Annotated in this window: 15 protein-coding genes, 1 tRNA gene and 1 pseudogene; 6 read left to right on the top strand and 11 right to left on the bottom strand. The window is 45.9% G+C overall.

What is annotated here, in order from left to right:
* Window positions 1-123: 123 nt before the first annotated feature.
* On the top strand, window positions 124-540 hold the full coding sequence (locus BMY60_RS12980; RefSeq protein ID WP_090334195.1) for an RNA-dependent RNA polymerase family protein: 417 nt from the start codon (window positions 124-126) through the stop codon (window positions 538-540).
* Window positions 541-850: 310 nt separating this feature from the next.
* On the opposite strand, the gene BMY60_RS12975 is transcribed toward BMY60_RS12980, so the two are convergent.
* The 8 genes from BMY60_RS12975 to BMY60_RS12940 form a co-directional block, all read right to left on the bottom strand.
* Window positions 851-926: transfer RNA gene (locus BMY60_RS12975), tRNA-Thr, on the bottom strand.
* A gap of 45 nt (window positions 927-971) precedes the next feature.
* Window positions 972-1,406, bottom strand: coding sequence for a ClpXP protease specificity-enhancing factor (locus BMY60_RS12970; RefSeq protein WP_090334193.1), 435 nt, complete (start codon window positions 1,404-1,406; stop codon window positions 972-974).
* Entirely contained in the window at window positions 1,403-2,005 is a 603-nt protein-coding gene (locus tag BMY60_RS12965; protein WP_090334192.1) for a glutathione S-transferase N-terminal domain-containing protein, read from the bottom strand. Before BMY60_RS12965 ends, BMY60_RS12970 begins: the two co-directional genes overlap by 4 nt.
* A gap of 49 nt (window positions 2,006-2,054) precedes the next feature.
* A complete protein-coding gene (locus BMY60_RS12960) occupies window positions 2,055-2,777 on the bottom strand; it encodes a cytochrome c1 (protein ID WP_090334190.1) in 723 nt (240 codons plus the stop codon).
* Window positions 2,774-4,021, bottom strand: coding sequence for a cytochrome b (locus tag BMY60_RS12955; RefSeq protein WP_090334189.1), 1,248 nt, complete (start codon window positions 4,019-4,021; stop codon window positions 2,774-2,776). The genes BMY60_RS12960 and BMY60_RS12955 overlap by 4 nt, the downstream gene beginning before the upstream one ends.
* On the bottom strand, window positions 4,022-4,630 hold the full coding sequence (gene petA / locus BMY60_RS12950; RefSeq protein ID WP_090334187.1) for a ubiquinol-cytochrome c reductase iron-sulfur subunit: 609 nt from the start codon (window positions 4,628-4,630) through the stop codon (window positions 4,022-4,024). It abuts the gene before it with no gap.
* 676 nt (window positions 4,631-5,306) lie between these two features.
* Window positions 5,307-8,027: a preprotein translocase subunit SecA gene (gene secA / locus BMY60_RS12945; RefSeq protein ID WP_090334197.1), complete on the bottom strand. Its 2,721-nt coding sequence runs from the start codon at window positions 8,025-8,027 to the stop codon at window positions 5,307-5,309.
* A 202-nt stretch (window positions 8,028-8,229) separates the two neighbouring features.
* On the bottom strand, window positions 8,230-9,147 hold the full coding sequence (locus BMY60_RS12940; RefSeq protein ID WP_090334184.1) for a M23 family metallopeptidase: 918 nt from the start codon (window positions 9,145-9,147) through the stop codon (window positions 8,230-8,232).
* A 33-nt stretch (window positions 9,148-9,180) separates the two neighbouring features.
* On the opposite strand from BMY60_RS12940, the gene BMY60_RS12935 reads away from it, so the two are divergent.
* From BMY60_RS12935 to BMY60_RS12915, 5 genes are all read left to right on the top strand, one after another.
* Entirely contained in the window at window positions 9,181-9,663 is a 483-nt protein-coding gene (locus BMY60_RS12935; protein ID WP_090334183.1) for a DciA family protein, read from the top strand.
* A 399-nt stretch (window positions 9,664-10,062) separates the two neighbouring features.
* Window positions 10,063-11,919: a ribonuclease catalytic domain-containing protein gene (locus tag BMY60_RS12930; protein ID WP_090334196.1), complete on the top strand. Its 1,857-nt coding sequence runs from the start codon at window positions 10,063-10,065 to the stop codon at window positions 11,917-11,919.
* Window positions 11,920-12,032: 113 nt separating this feature from the next.
* Entirely contained in the window at window positions 12,033-12,950 is a 918-nt protein-coding gene (locus tag BMY60_RS12925; protein WP_256250839.1) for an energy transducer TonB, read from the top strand.
* A gap of 22 nt (window positions 12,951-12,972) precedes the next feature.
* A complete protein-coding gene (gene aroE, locus BMY60_RS12920; protein WP_090334179.1) occupies window positions 12,973-13,794 on the top strand; it encodes a shikimate dehydrogenase in 822 nt (273 codons plus the stop codon).
* Window positions 13,795-14,057: 263 nt separating this feature from the next.
* Window positions 14,058-14,645: a CBS domain-containing protein gene (locus tag BMY60_RS12915; RefSeq protein WP_090334178.1), complete on the top strand. Its 588-nt coding sequence runs from the start codon at window positions 14,058-14,060 to the stop codon at window positions 14,643-14,645.
* 122 nt (window positions 14,646-14,767) lie between these two features.
* Here BMY60_RS12915 and BMY60_RS16370 read toward each other — a convergent pair whose 3' ends face one another.
* The 3 genes and pseudogenes from BMY60_RS16370 to BMY60_RS16730 form a co-directional block, all read right to left on the bottom strand.
* Entirely contained in the window at window positions 14,768-14,941 is a 174-nt protein-coding gene (locus BMY60_RS16370) for a hypothetical protein (protein ID WP_256250838.1), read from the bottom strand.
* Window positions 14,941-15,189 (bottom strand): group II intron maturase-specific domain-containing protein, encoded by a 249-nt coding sequence (locus BMY60_RS16365; RefSeq protein WP_256250837.1) that lies wholly within the window; start codon window positions 15,187-15,189, stop codon window positions 14,941-14,943. The genes BMY60_RS16370 and BMY60_RS16365 overlap by 1 nt, the downstream gene beginning before the upstream one ends.
* 35 nt (window positions 15,190-15,224) lie before the next feature.
* A pseudogene (locus tag BMY60_RS16730) lies at window positions 15,225-15,374 on the bottom strand (reverse transcriptase domain-containing protein); the annotation flags it as partial.
* Window positions 15,375-15,734: the final 360 nt, after the last annotated feature.

Genomic DNA, 15,734 nt, shown 5'->3' with positions numbered 1-15,734 from the left:
TCTCCTATCCAATAGGTAAGAACTTATTCTGGCGCCCACGCTCAACCGGTCAAGATAATTGTCGCCTGACCGGACAGATTAATTGTCGTCTAATAGCCTTTGGCATTCTGGGCTAACGAACCAATGTTTAACCTTTTGTACAAAGTATCTTTATCCCAAGGCATTACATTCACAGTTTTTGTAGATGATATTGTTTTTTCTGGTTCTTCTTTAGACGCGAGATTTGTTTATAACATAAAGAGAATAATTTATAATCAAGGCCATACTGCTCACCCTCGAAAAACCAAGTTGTATAAAGCTGGAAGAACAAAGCTTGTTACTGGCGTTGCTGTCGATACAAATGGCTTGCTTGTGGCAAATCGTCATAGAAAGAATATCTATCAAGATATGTCTCAGTGGAAAGTCTCTGAACAAGCAGATTTACAGTTTGACGATTTAAACAAACGAATAATTGGAAGGATGAATGCCCAATCGTTAGTTGATTATCGTTTTAAAGATAAAGCCAGAACGTTGAGGTTAAGCATTAAAAAGAAAAATTAGAGCGATTAATGTTGATCGCATATCTTTTTCAACTTCAAACTGTGTTCACTAATTCTAAGTGATATAGATTTATTCTGTCGGTTATCCATACTTCGCCAGAAGAGTAACTTAGTATTATCTGCCAAGAGAGACTATTTATTACAGCCGAGAGACATTCATCATCCGATCTATTGATTACGAATTTAACTAACTCAACAATCAATTTCTCAGTAATAATTTTTTTAACTGCAACATATCTCGATCTTCTGTCTACATAGCGTCTACGTGAATAATCACTAACTTCTTAACTAAATATAACTTATTGATTTTATGGTGCCGACACCAAGAATCGAACTCGGGACCTTCTGATTACAAATCAGCTGCTCTACCATCTGAGCTATGCCGGCTTTTTAAGCACCTTCCGAATATAGCCAATAATGTGTATGTGGAATTTATTTCACTAAGCGCAAACTAGCTTTACCTTTTTTTTCAGGTTTTGTTCTGTCTGATTTGGTCAATTTACTTTCAGCGTCGGTTTCCGATTTCTTTGACATTTTGTTTTTTGCGTTTTCTTCATTTTCAGAAAATGCAATACCCTGATTAACTTCTCTGGCAAAGATGCCTTTCACTGCCTCTATAGGAAAGATAACCTCTCTTGCGACGCCTCCAAATCGAGCGGAGAAGCTTATTATATCATTACCAATGACTAGATTGTGTACTGCGCTATCATGAATGTTGAAAATGATTTCTCCATTTTGAATTTTGTCAACGAGAAAATCTACTTCAGTTATGGCCTTGACAGACAGTAGCGGCGTATATCCACACTCATTACACCACTCATAGATTGACCGGATCAAATACGGTTTTGTTGATGGCAACTTCATCATTTTCGCATAACTTTCTCTGAAGCGGATAACGCATCGATAAAAAGCGGCCTGCTGAATAATCGTTCAGAGTATTTTAACAGGGGTGCGGCCTGCTTAGCTGGCAGTTTTATGCCATAGTGCTCAAGGCGCCATAACAACGGCGCAATCGCCACATCCAACATTGAAAACTCGTCGCCAAGCATGTATTTTTGTTTTTCAAAAATCGGCGCAATCATCGTCAGATTTTCCGCAACTGCCGTACGAGATTTTTCAGCAGCTTTTGCATCTGTACCCTCAATGGCATCAATATAACAGAATAGCTCCTGTTCAAAGCGATACAGCAACAGTCTGGCACGCGCACGCATGACTGGATCAGCGGGCATGAGCTGTGGATGCGGAAAACGATCATCAATATATTCATTGATAATGTTGGACTCATAGAGCACAAGATCACGTTCCACCAGAATCGGCGCTTTTCCATACGGACTCATGACTGCGAGATCTTCCGGCTTGTTATTCGGATCAACATCGATTACTTCAAAATCCATGTCCTTCTCATGCAGCACTATACGGCAACGATGGCTATACGGACATGTAATCGTTGAATACAAAGTCATCATGGTTATATTTTCTCAACGCTATCACCAAGCATGAATAAAAACTTCATGCTCAATGTATGTCTTTCCAGTATTCGCGATACAACACGTAGGTTAACCCAAGCATACCAAGCAAAAATATCATAACCATAATACCTAAACGTTTACGATCATTTGCTGCCGGTTCGCCAAGATAAACCATATAATTCACCAAATCCGCCACGAACTGATCATATTCGGATGCCGTCATTAAGCCAGGTTTGACTAATTCAAGACTTTTTACCTCTTTACCGCCCGCTGTTTTCACAACCAGTTTTTGTTCACCCTGAAGCTCATATAAAACATGCGGCATGGCTACACGATCAAAAACAAGATTGTTCCACCCAGGCACTGTTGTTTCATCACGGTAAAAAGCGCGCAGATAGGTGTATAGCCAGTCCGCACCTTTTGCGCGCGCAATCACAGACAAATCTGGCGGTTCAACACCAAGCCATTCTTCACCTTCATTTTTACGCATGGCCGTCAGCATCAGATCGCCTGGTTTTTGCCCCGTCAAAATCAGCTTTTCGGCAACTTCAGCTTCATTCAGACCAATATCACGATGACGGTTATAACGCATAAAACTCGCGCCGTGGCATGTCAGGCAGTAATTAACAAAGGCTTCAGCACCTCGCTGTAACGATTCATTATCAGTCGTATCAACAGGCGCTTTATCTAATGGCATTCCAGGTTCTGCAGCGAATAAACTCATAGGAGCCATGCACAAGATAATCAGAAATATTTTTGTTTTATTCATTTGGTCACTCTTTTAGGCTCAGGTTTTGTTTTATCGATTTTGCTATACCAAGGCATTAATATGAAGAATGCAAAATAAATAACCGAAAATACCTGCGCTAACAGCGTGTACAACGGCGTAGGTTGTTGTGTACCCAACCATCCCAGAACAAAAAAACTGATAACGAAAAGCGCTAGCGCAAATTTAAAAATCGGACCTTTATAACGGATAGACTTAGCAGGGCTTCTGTCCAGCCACGGCAAGAAACAGAAAATGGCAACGCCTGCAACCATTAAAAATACGCCCCATAATTTAGCATCGATCCAGAGAAAATTCACTGTTACTGCCCGCAACATCGAATAGTAAGGCGTGAAATACCAGACTGGTGCGATATGATCCGGTGTTTTTAATGTATCCGCGGGTATAAAATTATTGTGCTCAAGAAAATACCCGCCCATTTCAGGTGCAAAGAAAATGATGCCGCAAAAAACAATCAGAAAAACGACAACACCAAAAATATCTTTCACGGTGTAATATGGATGAAACGGAATTCCATCAACAGGGATTTTTGTTTGCGGATTTTTGTTTTCTTTGATTTCGATGCCGTCCGGATTATTTGAGCCTACTTCATGCAAAGCTATGATATGAACAAACACCAACACCACAATCAGAACCGGCAAGGTGACAACATGGTATGCAAAAAAACGGTTCAATGCAGCATCCGACAGCATGAAATCACCCAGGATCCAGTTATGCAGCGTCTCGCCAATAAACGGGATGGCTTCAAACATGCTGACAATCACCTGCGCGCCCCAGTAAGACATCTGTCCCCATGGCAGTATATATCCGGTAAAGGCGAGGCTCATCAGCACAAAAAATATTGCCATACCAATCAACCACAAAAGCTCACGTGGTTTGCGGTAAGAACCATACATCATCCCGCGAAACATGTGCAGATAAACAACAACAAAGAACATGGAAGCGCCTGTTGAATGCATATAGCGAATCAGCCAGCCGAATTCAACATCACGCATGATGTATTCAACAGAAGCAAAAGCCAGGCTTGCATCAGGCTTATAGCTCATCGTGAGGAAAATTCCCGTGATCAGCTGGTTGACCAGAACCAGCAACGCTAACGAACCAAAAAAATACCAGAAATTAAAATTCTTTGGCGCATAATACTCGGTAAAGTGTTCTTTCCAAGTAGAAATCAATGGAAAACGTTTGTCTATCCATTCAAGAAACGAATTATTTTGTTTGCTCATTTACGCTGATTCCTTGCTTTCTGCCCCAATTAAAAGGACGTTATCACTTAAATAAGTATGCGGCGGCACTACCAAATTCGTTGGCGCAGGAACATTCTTGTATACTCGGCCCGCCAGATCAAACTTCGATCCATGACAAGGACAGAAAAAACCACCCAGCCAATCGGGACCAAGATCTTCTGGCGCTATATCTTTCCTGAAGACCGGAGAACAACCCAGATGAGTACAAATACCCTCGACCACTAATATCTCGGGTTTAATAGAGCGCGTTCTGTTTTTTGCGTAATCCGGCTGTTGATTTTTTTCTGAATTTGGGTCAGCCAGCTTTGATTCGACCTTTTCCAGGGATGCCAACATCGCAGGCGTTCGGTCGAGGATCCAGACTACTCGCCCACGCCACTCCACCATCAGCAACATGCCTGGTTCAAGCTTCGATATGTCGACTTCAACTGGGGCACCCGCGGCCTTGGCCCGTTCACTTGGCATCATGCTCAAAATAAAAGGCGTCGCAATACCCGCTCCCGCAACACCTCCCGCTACAGAAGTCGCAGCAACCAAGAACCTCCTTCTCCCACTCATTTTACTATCAATGCTGAAACTATCTGCCATATTTTAAAATTCCACCAATTATTTTTTCATTAAATATCAGTTGCTTAATAGCTTAATATGATGCAAACCACCACTAATAAAATTCTTTTTGCCCTTAACTTTTTTCACCAGCCTACACGTGAAAAACCAAGAAAGGAAGCAATTCAACTTTTATACATTATTTATACTGACCTGCTCTAGGAATACAGACTTATGTTATGGGTTAAATCAGCTATATTCTATTCATATAGCGATGCAGTTCATTCATACGCCAATGGAAACCAAGTGCGCAAATACGTCTTTTCTCCAAACCAGAAGACAAAGATGTCCATGGATTCTATTCAGACAGCCCATAAAATAAATTGGACATTATACCATAATCATGACAGGGAGATACCAAAAAACTCTCAACCGAAGAATATGCGAATTTTACAGACACATCATCTTTACCGGGTGTTTAGCGTATATTTAGCGCCGGACCGGCTCTTAGCCGCCCGGAAATAACGCCTAGAAATTTAGTCATGTACTTTGTTTACGCCGCCAGGTCCAAGCTCTTTTTTTGTGTCCCGTTTCACAACAGGAATACGAAACAATTACGCTTGAACTCTCCAGGCGACGAGCCGCACGCAACATTATGAAGAACCGAAAAGCCTGCGCAGAATCAAGCCGTCAGAACTGACAGAAACATAGGAGGGCATTATTTTATTTTGCCATGACACTGTTTATACTTCTTTCCCGATCCGCATGGACAGGGCTGATTGCGACCAATCTTACTGCCTTGGCGTACAAAAGGCTGAACTTTTTCATCGGAGCCTTCGCCGTCCTTCATGCCACCTGAGGCATTTTCGTGATGGTACTCCATATTTTCAGGTGTTTTGAGCGTTTCGGTAACTGCTTCAACCTGTTGCTCATTTTTTATTTGAACGGTCAGCAGTATCCGGGTCACCTCGGCCTTAATTTCTTCGAGCATGTTGGTAAACAGCTCAAACGCTTCCCGCTTGTATTCCTGCTTTGGATTTTTTTGCGCATAACCCCGCAAATGTATGCCATGGCGCAGATGATCCAATGCAGCCAGATGCTCACGCCAGTGTGTATCTATTATCTGCAGCATCAACGCGCGCTCATACTGGTGCATTATCTCTGCACCAATCTGGTCAACCTTGCTTTGATAATGCTGTGCTGCAATATCGACAATCCGTTCGCATAACGTTTCTTCATGCAAATCAGGTTCTTCGTCCAGCCATTTCCGAACCGGCAAATGCAACTGAAACTCAGCAGCCAAGGCTTTTTCCAGTCCCAGCACATCCCATTGCTCTTCGACGCTTTGCGGTGGAATATACTGGCCAAACAGACTGGTTAATACACTTTCACGAACAGCCGTGATGGTTTCCGATATATCGTGCTCTGCTTCCAGTAACTCATTACGCTGCTGATAAATAACGCTGCGCTGATCATTGGCAACGTCATCGTAATCCAGAAGCTGTTTTCGTATATCAAAGTTTCGCGCTTCAACCTTGCGCTGCGCATTTTCAATGGCACGCGTAACCCACGGATGCTCGATAGCCTCACCTTCAGGCATCTTGAGGCGCGTCATAATGTTGGCAACCCGGTCAGATGCAAAAATACGCAACAAAGAATCTTCAAGCGACAAATAAAAACGGCTCGAACCGGGATCACCCTGTCTGCCGGAACGTCCACGCAGCTGATTATCCACCCGGCGCGACTCATGCCGTTCTGTACCGATGATATGAAGCCCGCCATTTTTCAAGACCTCATCGTGCGCGATCCGCCATTCAGCATAGATTTTCTTGATGCGCTTTTCTTTTTCTGCATCACTCAATTTTTCGTCATTCCGAACATCCTCCACTTCCGGTTCAGGATTTCCTCCCAAAACAATATCCGTCCCACGGCCCGCCATATTGGTGGCGATCGTTATCATTTTTGGGCGTCCTGCCTGAACGATAATGTTGGCTTCTTTGTCATGCTGTTTTGCATTCAACACTTGATGCGGCAATTTCGCCCGGTCCAATAATTTCGATAGCAAAAGGTTATTCTCGATAGATGTTGTGCCAACCAGAACAGGCTGCCCATTGTCATAACACTCCCTGATTCCTTCGATAACGGCGTTATGTTTTTCATCCATGGTACGAAAAACCAGATCCATGCGATCATCACGAATCATTGGACGATGCGTTGGAATAATCACAGTTTCTAGACTATAGATTTGCTGAAATTCTGCTGCCTCAGTATCTGCCGTACCGGTCATGCCAGCCAGCTTGTGATACATACGGAAATAATTCTGGAAGGTTATAGAAGCCAGCGTTTGGTTCTCTTTCTGGATGGCGACCCCTTCTTTTGCCTCTACCGCCTGGTGCAAACCATCTGACCAGCGCCTGCCCGGCATCAAGCGTCCGGTAAATTCGTCGACAATAACAACTTCACCATTCTGGATCACATAATGCTGATCAAGAAAATACAAAGCATGCGCACGCAAACCTGCAGTTAAATGATGGATCAGATTGACATTCGCCGGATCATAAAGACTTGACCCCGACTTGAGCAGACCTGCTTCAGCCAACAATTTTTCAGCGTGCTCAAAACCTTCCTCACTCAATATAACCTGATGTGCCTTTTCATCAACACTGTAGTCGCCGGGAGCATCTTCTTTTTCCTGGCGTTTTAATTTTGGGACCAGCTTATTGATACGCACATAAATTTCTGTATCGCCCTCTGCTTGTCCGGAGATAATCAGTGGCGTTCGCGCCTCATCGATCAAAATTGAGTCGACTTCATCCACGATAGCGAAATTGAGATGACGTTGGACACGTTCTGCTTGATGCGCCACCATGTTGTCACGCAGGTAGTCAAAGCCGTATTCATTATTGGTTCCATAAATGATATCCGCCGCATAGGCGGCCTTCTTGTCGGCATGAGGCATATGACCATAAATAACGCCGACACTGACACCGAGAAACTCATAGATTTTTCCCATCCAATCCGCATCGCGCTTGGCCAGATAATCATTGACAGTGACCACATGCACACCATGACCGGTCAAAGCGTTCAAATAAGCCGGCAAAGTAGCCATCAGCGTTTTACCCTCACCCGTGCGCATTTCTGAAATCTTACCGTCATGCAGCACCATGCCGCCGATCAATTGCACATCAAAATGACGCATGCTCAGTACACGCTTACTGGCTTCACGCACAACCGCAAATGCTTCGGGCAGAATCACATCCAGCGTTTCTGCGTTATTGATACGCTGCCTGAATTCTTCAGTTTTGGCGCGTAATTCAGGATCCGATAATTGTTCGATCTCTGTTTCTAGTGAATTAATCACATCAACAGTTTTCGCATATTGTTTGACGATGCGATCATTACGGCTTCCAAAAACTTTCTTGAGTAAATTACCTAACATAACAAACTGAAATAAATTAATATCCGGAAAAACAAAGAGCGAGACAAAACGTCTCACTCAACCTCAATTTTAGAGAAGAAAACACGCAGTGCAACGACAACATCGAGCAAGCGCCAGCCACTGACATGCGCATGCAGCATCATCGCATTGTAGAATAACACTATTACGCGCAAGGTGTAATAATGTTCGCTGACGTTATTAATCAGCCGGACTTTTTCAAAAACCGGGAAGGGTTCTGCGGCACACCTTTATGCCTGATTTCGAAATGCAAATGCGGTCCTGTCGAACGCCCAGTACTGCCAACTTCAGCAATCTCCTGTCCCTGTGTAACAACCTGACCAACTACTACATGGAGCTTCGAGGCATGCGCATAGCGGCTGATCATATCATCGCCATGGTCGATCTCGATCATATTACCATACTGAGAATGCCGATCGGAATAAACAATCACCCCCCCGGCTGCCGCACGAATAGGCGTGCCCGTTTTAGCGGGAAAATCGACGCCTTCATGAAAAGCGCGCCTGCCTGTAAAAGGGTCGATGCGAAACCCAAACCCAGACGAATACCAATCAGTATCAATCGGCATAACCGAGGGCATCACACGTTTTGACAACCGCTCGCTGCGCAACAGCGTTTCCAACGCGCCCAGCTTATCCGACCGTTTTTCGAGTATTCTAGACAATTCATGCAATTTTCGCTCAAATCCGGAAAATGAAAGGGCTTCAGTGCGTAAATTGGTGTTAGCTCCTCCCTGTCCCGGTAATCGATCAAGCATGAAATCGTCTGGTTCCAATTCAGAAAATTCCAGTAATTGTGCGCTTATAGCGTCCAGTCGCAACAATTGTGCTTGCATCTTACCAAGCCTGACAGCCATAACATTTAGATTGTCGTGCAACTGCGATTGTATTTTCTGATGTCTTTTTTCCTGAGGGCTGACAAGCAGGGCCTTTAAAACCGGCGCTTCAATCCGGTCTGCATAGCGCAGCGAAAAAAAATTCAGGCTCAATGCCAACAACAGCACGGTTATCACCATTGCACCGGCAAGCGCTATCAGGTGCAACTTAGTCAATACAATTTTTCTCGCTTGCGCTGATTGACTGGAAATGAAAATAATATTCATAATGTTAATTCCGGAAATTAAATCAAAACAGCCATGGCTTCTAAAAAGTTAAACATATATCTTCATGCCTTGTGCAGCAATTCTGATTATACGGCGTTATTTAGCCATGCTCATCAATTAAAAAAAATGGAACACATGTTAGCAGCTTCTGCCGCCATTCCCGCACATTTGCTCGAGCACTGCAAACTCGGCCCATTATTCCGCAGCCAGCTTACACTGCTGGCCGAAAATGCATCAGTGGCTGCCAGGCTCAAACACATGACGCCTTCAATCCTGCAAAAACTTCAAAAAAAAGGATGGCAGATATCATCCATTAAGGTACGGATACAAAAACCTGCTTCCGGCAATCCTGCCACCACGTTTCCGAAGCAACAACCCGGCAATCCTAAGCCAGGAATCAGCAGTGCAGGCATCGAATATCTGAATCGTCTTGCACACACATTACCCGACTGCGAGCTTAGAAGAAGCATCGAGCATCTGTTAAGAAACCAGTCTTACATTACAATTCTAAAATAACTCAAAATCAATGTCATGATTTGCCTCTTTCACAGACGCCGGGCCAACTGCAATTTATTCCAGGCCAAAAGCTCACGTAACGAAAAAATCAAACCCCACTACTTCTCTTAAATATCTGTTTCGTTGTTCCAAGCTATTCAGGATTACTTCATCTCAACCATTTTTGTTCCATAAGCCTCGCTCTTGCGAACCAGACGGCATCTTTTCCCACCGCCAAACCAGCCGCTTCGTATATAATTAACAAAATGCTTGTTAGACTGCATTTAATTCACATAGCAACACATCATATGCAAAACTATTAGACGACAGCAAACAGCTTCATGCTGTTGTTTGGTACGCAGCAACTTCTTGATCAATTTTCTATCCAATCAATCCAATTTGCAAAAACCATGGTATGGCATGAATGTTTTTTATGAAGAATCCGGCAGCTTCAAAGTAGGGACCGTGCTTGCCGACAACATCACATCATTGCAGGTCGAAGCGATACATGGCAAACGTTCAAAAATCAAAGCGGCATCCGTTCTGTTACGTTTTGAAACACCGGCATTGACCGATTTCATGGATCGCGCCCAGAAAGTAGCGGATGAACTCGACCCCGATTTTTTGTGGGAATGTTGCGCACAGGATACCGAATTCGAAAGCGAATCACTCGCGACCGACTATTTCGGACGCAAACCCGATCCGGTAGAAGCCGCGGCGACACTTATCCTGTTACACAACGCTCCGATGTATTTTTACAAAAAGGGAAAAGGCCGTTATAAAGCCGCCCCGCCGGATGCACTCAAAGCGGCAATTGCCAGTCAGGAGAAAAAACGGCTTTTGGCGGAGCTTAAAGCACGTTATACAGAACAGCTTTGTGACGGCACACTGCCAGAGGCATTCAAAGCCATTATTCCGCAATTATTATACAAGCCGGATAAAAATTCCATAGAATGGAAGGCGCTTGAGGCGGCAAGCATTCAAACAAAACTCTCCGTACCCGGATTACTGGAGAAATGCGGCGCCATCCCGTCGTCGCATGACTATCATTACCATCGCTTCCTGAGGGAACACTTTCCAACCGGCACCGATTTCAGCGAAGCCGACCAGCGGCAGGCACTATGTGAAGTAAACAATTTGCCCGTGGCCGATGTTTCCGCTTTCAGTATTGACGATGCCTCGACAACAGAAATCGACGACGCTTTTTCAATCACACCTTTAAAACTGGGCAGTTTTCGCATCGGCATTCATATCGCAGCACCGGCTCTGGGCATTCAACCGGGCACTTCACTGGATAAAACCGCCGCCGCACGGCTGTCAACCGTTTACATTCCGGGTAAGAAAATCACGATGCTGCCCGATGCCGCCATTGATTGCTATACACTTAATGAGCATCGCCTGTGCCCGGCGGTTTCATTATATCTGGATGTTGCAGATGACTATACAGTCACGCATGTTGAAAACCGAATTGAAAAAATAAATATTACAAAAAATCTGCGGCATGACACGCTGGAAGCATATTTTAATGAAGATACGCTGAATCAAGAGCCCACAAATGAGCCATTCATTCAGGAGCTCCGGATTTTATGGCATTTTGCCAGTAAAATGGAAACAGTTCGCGGCAAGGCCGGCGATGTTAACAATGACAAAATTGATTACACCTTCGATATCGATAACGACCATGTCACGATCAGGGCGCGGCGCCGCGGCTCACCCGTTGACAAAGTTGTTTCAGAGCTGATGATTTTTGCCAACACCGAATGGGGCAGACAACTCGCAGAAGCCAATATTGCCGGCATATACCGCAGCCAGGGCAACAGTAAGGTAAAAATGAGCACCTCGCCAGCACCGCACCAGGGACTCGGTGTTGCACAATACGCATGGATAAGTTCACCTATGCGCCGCTATGTCGATTTAATCAATCAACGGCAGCTGATTGCAATGATACGCGAGGAAACGCCACCTTATTCACGTGACAGCGACGATTTATTGATTGCAGTGCAGGATTTTGAAATCGTACACAGCATTTACAGCGATTTTCAACGTTCCATGGAACACTACTGGTGCTTGCGTTGGTTACTACAGGAAAATATACAGACAATCAATGCACAGGTCATTAAAGAAAATCTGGTCAGATTTGATCATATTCCGCTGTTAATGCGCGTCCCATCATTACCTAACATGGCACCGGATTCATATGTAAAACTGGAAATCCAGGCTATTGATTTACTCGACCGCACCATCAGGGCAAAATTCGTTGAAAAACTGGATTCATAAACAATTTTAATAATGCATATTGATACAGCAGTTATTGTTGTGACAAGTTCACAGATGTTGCCTAAAATAATGCAAATCACTATTTCTGTTTAATTTTATTGAAGGTTCTATCGTTGTCGGCTGCAATTAAACTATTCAACGAACAATCGACGTTTTCCTACCAAAGCAGGCAATCACGCCGTTTGTTGCGCATGATGCTGTTTTCCCTGTTTCTGCACATTACAATTTTGTTTGGTGTGACATTTGAATTTCCGACGCCCGATTTTGAAAGAATCGCTTCATCGCTTGAAGTTGTACTGGTGAACAGCGAAACCCGATTGATTCCCGTCGACACCGAACTGCTTGCACAGTCGAGTCTCGACGGTGGCGGCAATGTCGATGCAAACCGCCGGGCAAAAACGCCTTTTCCGGTATTACCGCAAAGCAAACCCGCCAGAGACCCGGTTGCTACCGAAGAGAAAGTCAAACAACTGGAGCAGGAAACGCAGAAACTGCTGACCGCTTTACAGAGCGAAAAAATTATCGAGCCAATCGAGGCAGCTCCGGATCAAGCCAGCGAACAGTCCGTTCCGACGGGTCCAGTCTCTTCCGATTTGTTGCAGCGCAGTCTGGATATCGCACGCCTGAAGGCCCAGATCGCGGAAGATCATGACGCGTATCAGAAACGGCCCAAGCGCAAATTTGTCGGCGCCCGGGCAACTGAATACCGCTTTGCACGTTACGTCGAAGATTGGCGCATGAAAGTTGAACGTATCGGCAATCTGAATTACCCGGAAGACGCTAAAAAAGAGAAAATATACGGCAATTTACAATTGACTGTGGGTATTCGTGCTGATGGAAGTCTTGAGTCCATCGGCATCAACCGCTCCTCAGGTTTTAAAATTCTTGATGATGCCGCCATCCGGATTGTCAGATTAGCCGGTAAAAACGGTTTTTCCCCGTTTCCACCCGATATCAGCCGTGACACCGACATTCTGCATATCACCCGCACCTGGGTTTTTGCGCGTTCGGACACACTGACCAGCCGGTAAAACAGTTTAACCGCCAAAACCTATGACAGACCGTTACGCCGTTATCGGCAACCCCATCAGCCACAGCAAATCACCGCAAATCCACATGGTCTTTGCTCAACAGACTGACCAGGACATTCAATATGAAGCGCTGCTTGCGCCGCTCGATGGTTTTCAATCAACCGTTAATGTTTTTCGCCAGCAAGGCGGCAGCGGCATGAATATCACCGTGCCATTCAAGCAGGAAGCCTGTCAACTCGCGACCGGCCTGACCAAGCGCGCACGCATTGCCGGCGCGGTCAATACGTTCAAATTCGACAATGACCGGATTCTGGGCGACAATACCGACGGTGCCGGACTGGTCAGGGATATAGCGGTTAATCTGAATATATCTGTCACTGACAAACGTATCCTGCTCATGGGTGCCGGTGGTGCAGCACGCGGCGTCATACTGCCGTTGCTGCAACAACAACCTGCCGGGCTTGTCATCGCCAACCGCACACCACACAAAGCGCAATTGCTGCGGCAGCAATTTGCAGAATTCGGCCCGGTAAATGCGCGCGATTATATGGAACTCTCAGGCGAATGTTTTGACATTATTATCAACGCCACGTCCGCCAGCCTTAGTGACGCTTTGCCGGAACTACCATCCGGAATGTTTACACGCAGCACGCTGGCTTATGACATGATGTACAGCACCGAACCGACACGGTTTCTCAACTATGCGGCACAACAGGGTGCACAGCAACTCGCTGACGGCACCGGCATGCTGGTCGAGCAGGCGGCAGAATCGTTTTATTTATGGCGCGGCATCAGGCCGGAAACTCAAAACATTATCGCAAACTTGAAAAAACCCGAAGCCTGATACTGCAGCCGCACGCACTGCTTTTCACGTACGTAGCGCATAACTTGCTAAAGTTATTTAGCTTTCCTGAAACGACAAAAAATGATTGACCCTTTATTTCTATCGGCGTAGAGTGCATTTAAAGCATTTGCAGGGTGCTGAAAAATTTTCTTAAGGTGTCCACGCGGATGGTTTTTCAATCGCCTGCAAGTAGAAGTGCTTTTTATTCTTATCGTTTGATGTTCACTCACTCATCCATTTTATCGACTAAGGAGGGTTCCGCTATGACTGAATATCATATACTTCCAACGCAACGCTTGTCAGGTGTCGTCAGGGTATTCGAATCCGCACCCGCCAAACGTGTTACGCTCCAGTCGCCAGCGCTCGATATCATGACCGACCTGCGTCATAGCCATGTGGCAACTATCGAACCGAACGCAAATATTGATCTGGCAAATTTGTATATGAAACAACGCGGCGTGCGCTCACTGTTTGTCCTAAATGACAATCATACACTTCGGGGCGTCATCACAGCGACTGACATTCTTGGAGAAAAACCAGTGCGCTTTAACCAGGAACGGCATCTCAAACGCAGTGAAATTCTGGTTTCGGATATCATGACCCCGTTAAACAGTCTGGAAGCGATTTCCATCGATGATGTCCGGCACGCCAAAGTCGGTCACATCATCGCCAGCCTGCGCGATGCCGGCCGGCAGCATACACTGGTGATGGATCGTGAAAATGACGGCAGCTTGATTATTTGCGGCATCTTTTCATTGACGCAAATCGAAAAACAACTGGGACAGGCCATCCCGCTCACCGAAGTTGCCAAAACTTTTGCAGAAATTGAAACAACAGTCGTTTCAAATTAATCTGTCTTGCTGACCACATTCTAACCCCTGCGGTTTCCACCTATCGGCAGTATTGAGTAGGGGGCGAGATTACTCCCGTCGCCCTCTCACACCACCGGACGTGCGGTTCCGCATCCGGCGGTTCATTGAACACACTGGAGCCGGCGCATCGTATCGAGCAGCGACACCAGACCTAAACGATCAAAGAAGGACTTCGGGAACACCTGGTTCATGTGGCTTGCGCCACTGTTCCACCACGGCCCGCGCTGGTTGAAGGCCGGGCGAAATGCCCGCTCCTCCACCAGTCCTGCCTTCATCAGTTCTTGGCGCGAGTGTAAGGACGTTTCCATTGTCGCCACAGGATGCAGCGAAGCTTGCGCCTGATCCAGCCATCTAACTCTTCCAGCCGTTTCAGGCTGTTCGACGCAATCTTCAGTCTCGGGGCTTTGTGCCACGCCAAACTATAGCCCAGAAACTTCCTCTTCCACGGTTGCGCAACCGTACTCTTGGCCACATTGACCGTGAGTTTGAGCGTGTCCGCCAGAAACCGGGTAATACTCGCCATGACGCGTTCCCCCGCAGCTTGGCTTTTGACGTAGAGTCGCAGTCGTCAGCATAGCGACAGAAGGCGTGGCCCCGGCCTTCCAGTTCCCGGTCCAGTTCCGTCAGCAGAATGTTCGATAGCAGCGGACTCAGGAGCCCGCCTTGCGGCGTGCCCTCTGTCCGTTGGGAAACAATCCCGTCTGCCATCATACCCGCTTCGAGATACCAGCGAATGAGGCACAGTACTCACCCGTCTTTAATCCTCGTTGAGAGTTTCTGCATCAGCAGGTCGTGATTGACGCGGCCGAAGAATTTCTCCAAGCCCGTATCGACCACAATCCTGCGGCCTTCGGCTTCCTCCAGATTCGCAGTCACCCCGACACCCTTGCCGTTCGGCTAACTCTTCCCCTTGCCGAGCGAGTAGAGGACTTCCACCTCCAAGTAAGTGCGCCCGGCAGGGCACACCATTAAACCTATTTTCCTCAGTTAGATCTACAAAAATTAGCTCAAACGTAGTAGTGTCAAGGTTTTCGGACTAAAGACAGGAGTCACCCAATGGGTGAAATG

Origin of the sequence: Nitrosomonas sp. Nm51, from assembly GCF_900111165.1 — a bacterium.
Taxonomy (GTDB): domain Bacteria; phylum Pseudomonadota; class Gammaproteobacteria; order Burkholderiales; family Nitrosomonadaceae; genus Nitrosomonas.
This window is presented reverse-complemented; position numbering and strand designations above follow the sequence as displayed.

Coding starts and splice junctions, on each gene's coding strand:
- secA (WP_090334197.1), bottom strand. CDS start 8,027: ATGTTAGGTAATTTACTCAAGAAAGTTTTTGGAAGCCGTAATGATCGC.
- BMY60_RS16365 (WP_256250837.1), bottom strand. CDS start 15,189: ATGGCGAGTATTACCCGGTTTCTGGCGGACACGCTCAAACTCACGGTC.
- BMY60_RS12955 (WP_090334189.1), bottom strand. CDS start 4,021: ATGAGCAAACAAAATAATTCGTTTCTTGAATGGATAGACAAACGTTTT.
- BMY60_RS12935 (WP_090334183.1), top strand. CDS start 9,181: ATGGCTTCTAAAAAGTTAAACATATATCTTCATGCCTTGTGCAGCAAT.
- BMY60_RS16370 (WP_256250838.1), bottom strand. CDS start 14,941: ATGAAGGCAGGACTGGTGGAGGAGCGGGCATTTCGCCCGGCCTTCAAC.
- BMY60_RS12970 (WP_090334193.1), bottom strand. CDS start 1,406: ATGATGAAGTTGCCATCAACAAAACCGTATTTGATCCGGTCAATCTAT.
- aroE (WP_090334179.1), top strand. CDS start 12,973: ATGACAGACCGTTACGCCGTTATCGGCAACCCCATCAGCCACAGCAAA.
- BMY60_RS12960 (WP_090334190.1), bottom strand. CDS start 2,777: ATGAATAAAACAAAAATATTTCTGATTATCTTGTGCATGGCTCCTATG.
- BMY60_RS12940 (WP_090334184.1), bottom strand. CDS start 9,147: ATGAATATTATTTTCATTTCCAGTCAATCAGCGCAAGCGAGAAAAATT.
- BMY60_RS12965 (WP_090334192.1), bottom strand. CDS start 2,005: ATGATGACTTTGTATTCAACGATTACATGTCCGTATAGCCATCGTTGC.
- BMY60_RS12915 (WP_090334178.1), top strand. CDS start 14,058: ATGACTGAATATCATATACTTCCAACGCAACGCTTGTCAGGTGTCGTC.
- BMY60_RS12980 (WP_090334195.1), top strand. CDS start 124: ATGTTTAACCTTTTGTACAAAGTATCTTTATCCCAAGGCATTACATTC.
- petA (WP_090334187.1), bottom strand. CDS start 4,630: ATGGCAGATAGTTTCAGCATTGATAGTAAAATGAGTGGGAGAAGGAGG.
- BMY60_RS12930 (WP_090334196.1), top strand. CDS start 10,063: ATGAATGTTTTTTATGAAGAATCCGGCAGCTTCAAAGTAGGGACCGTG.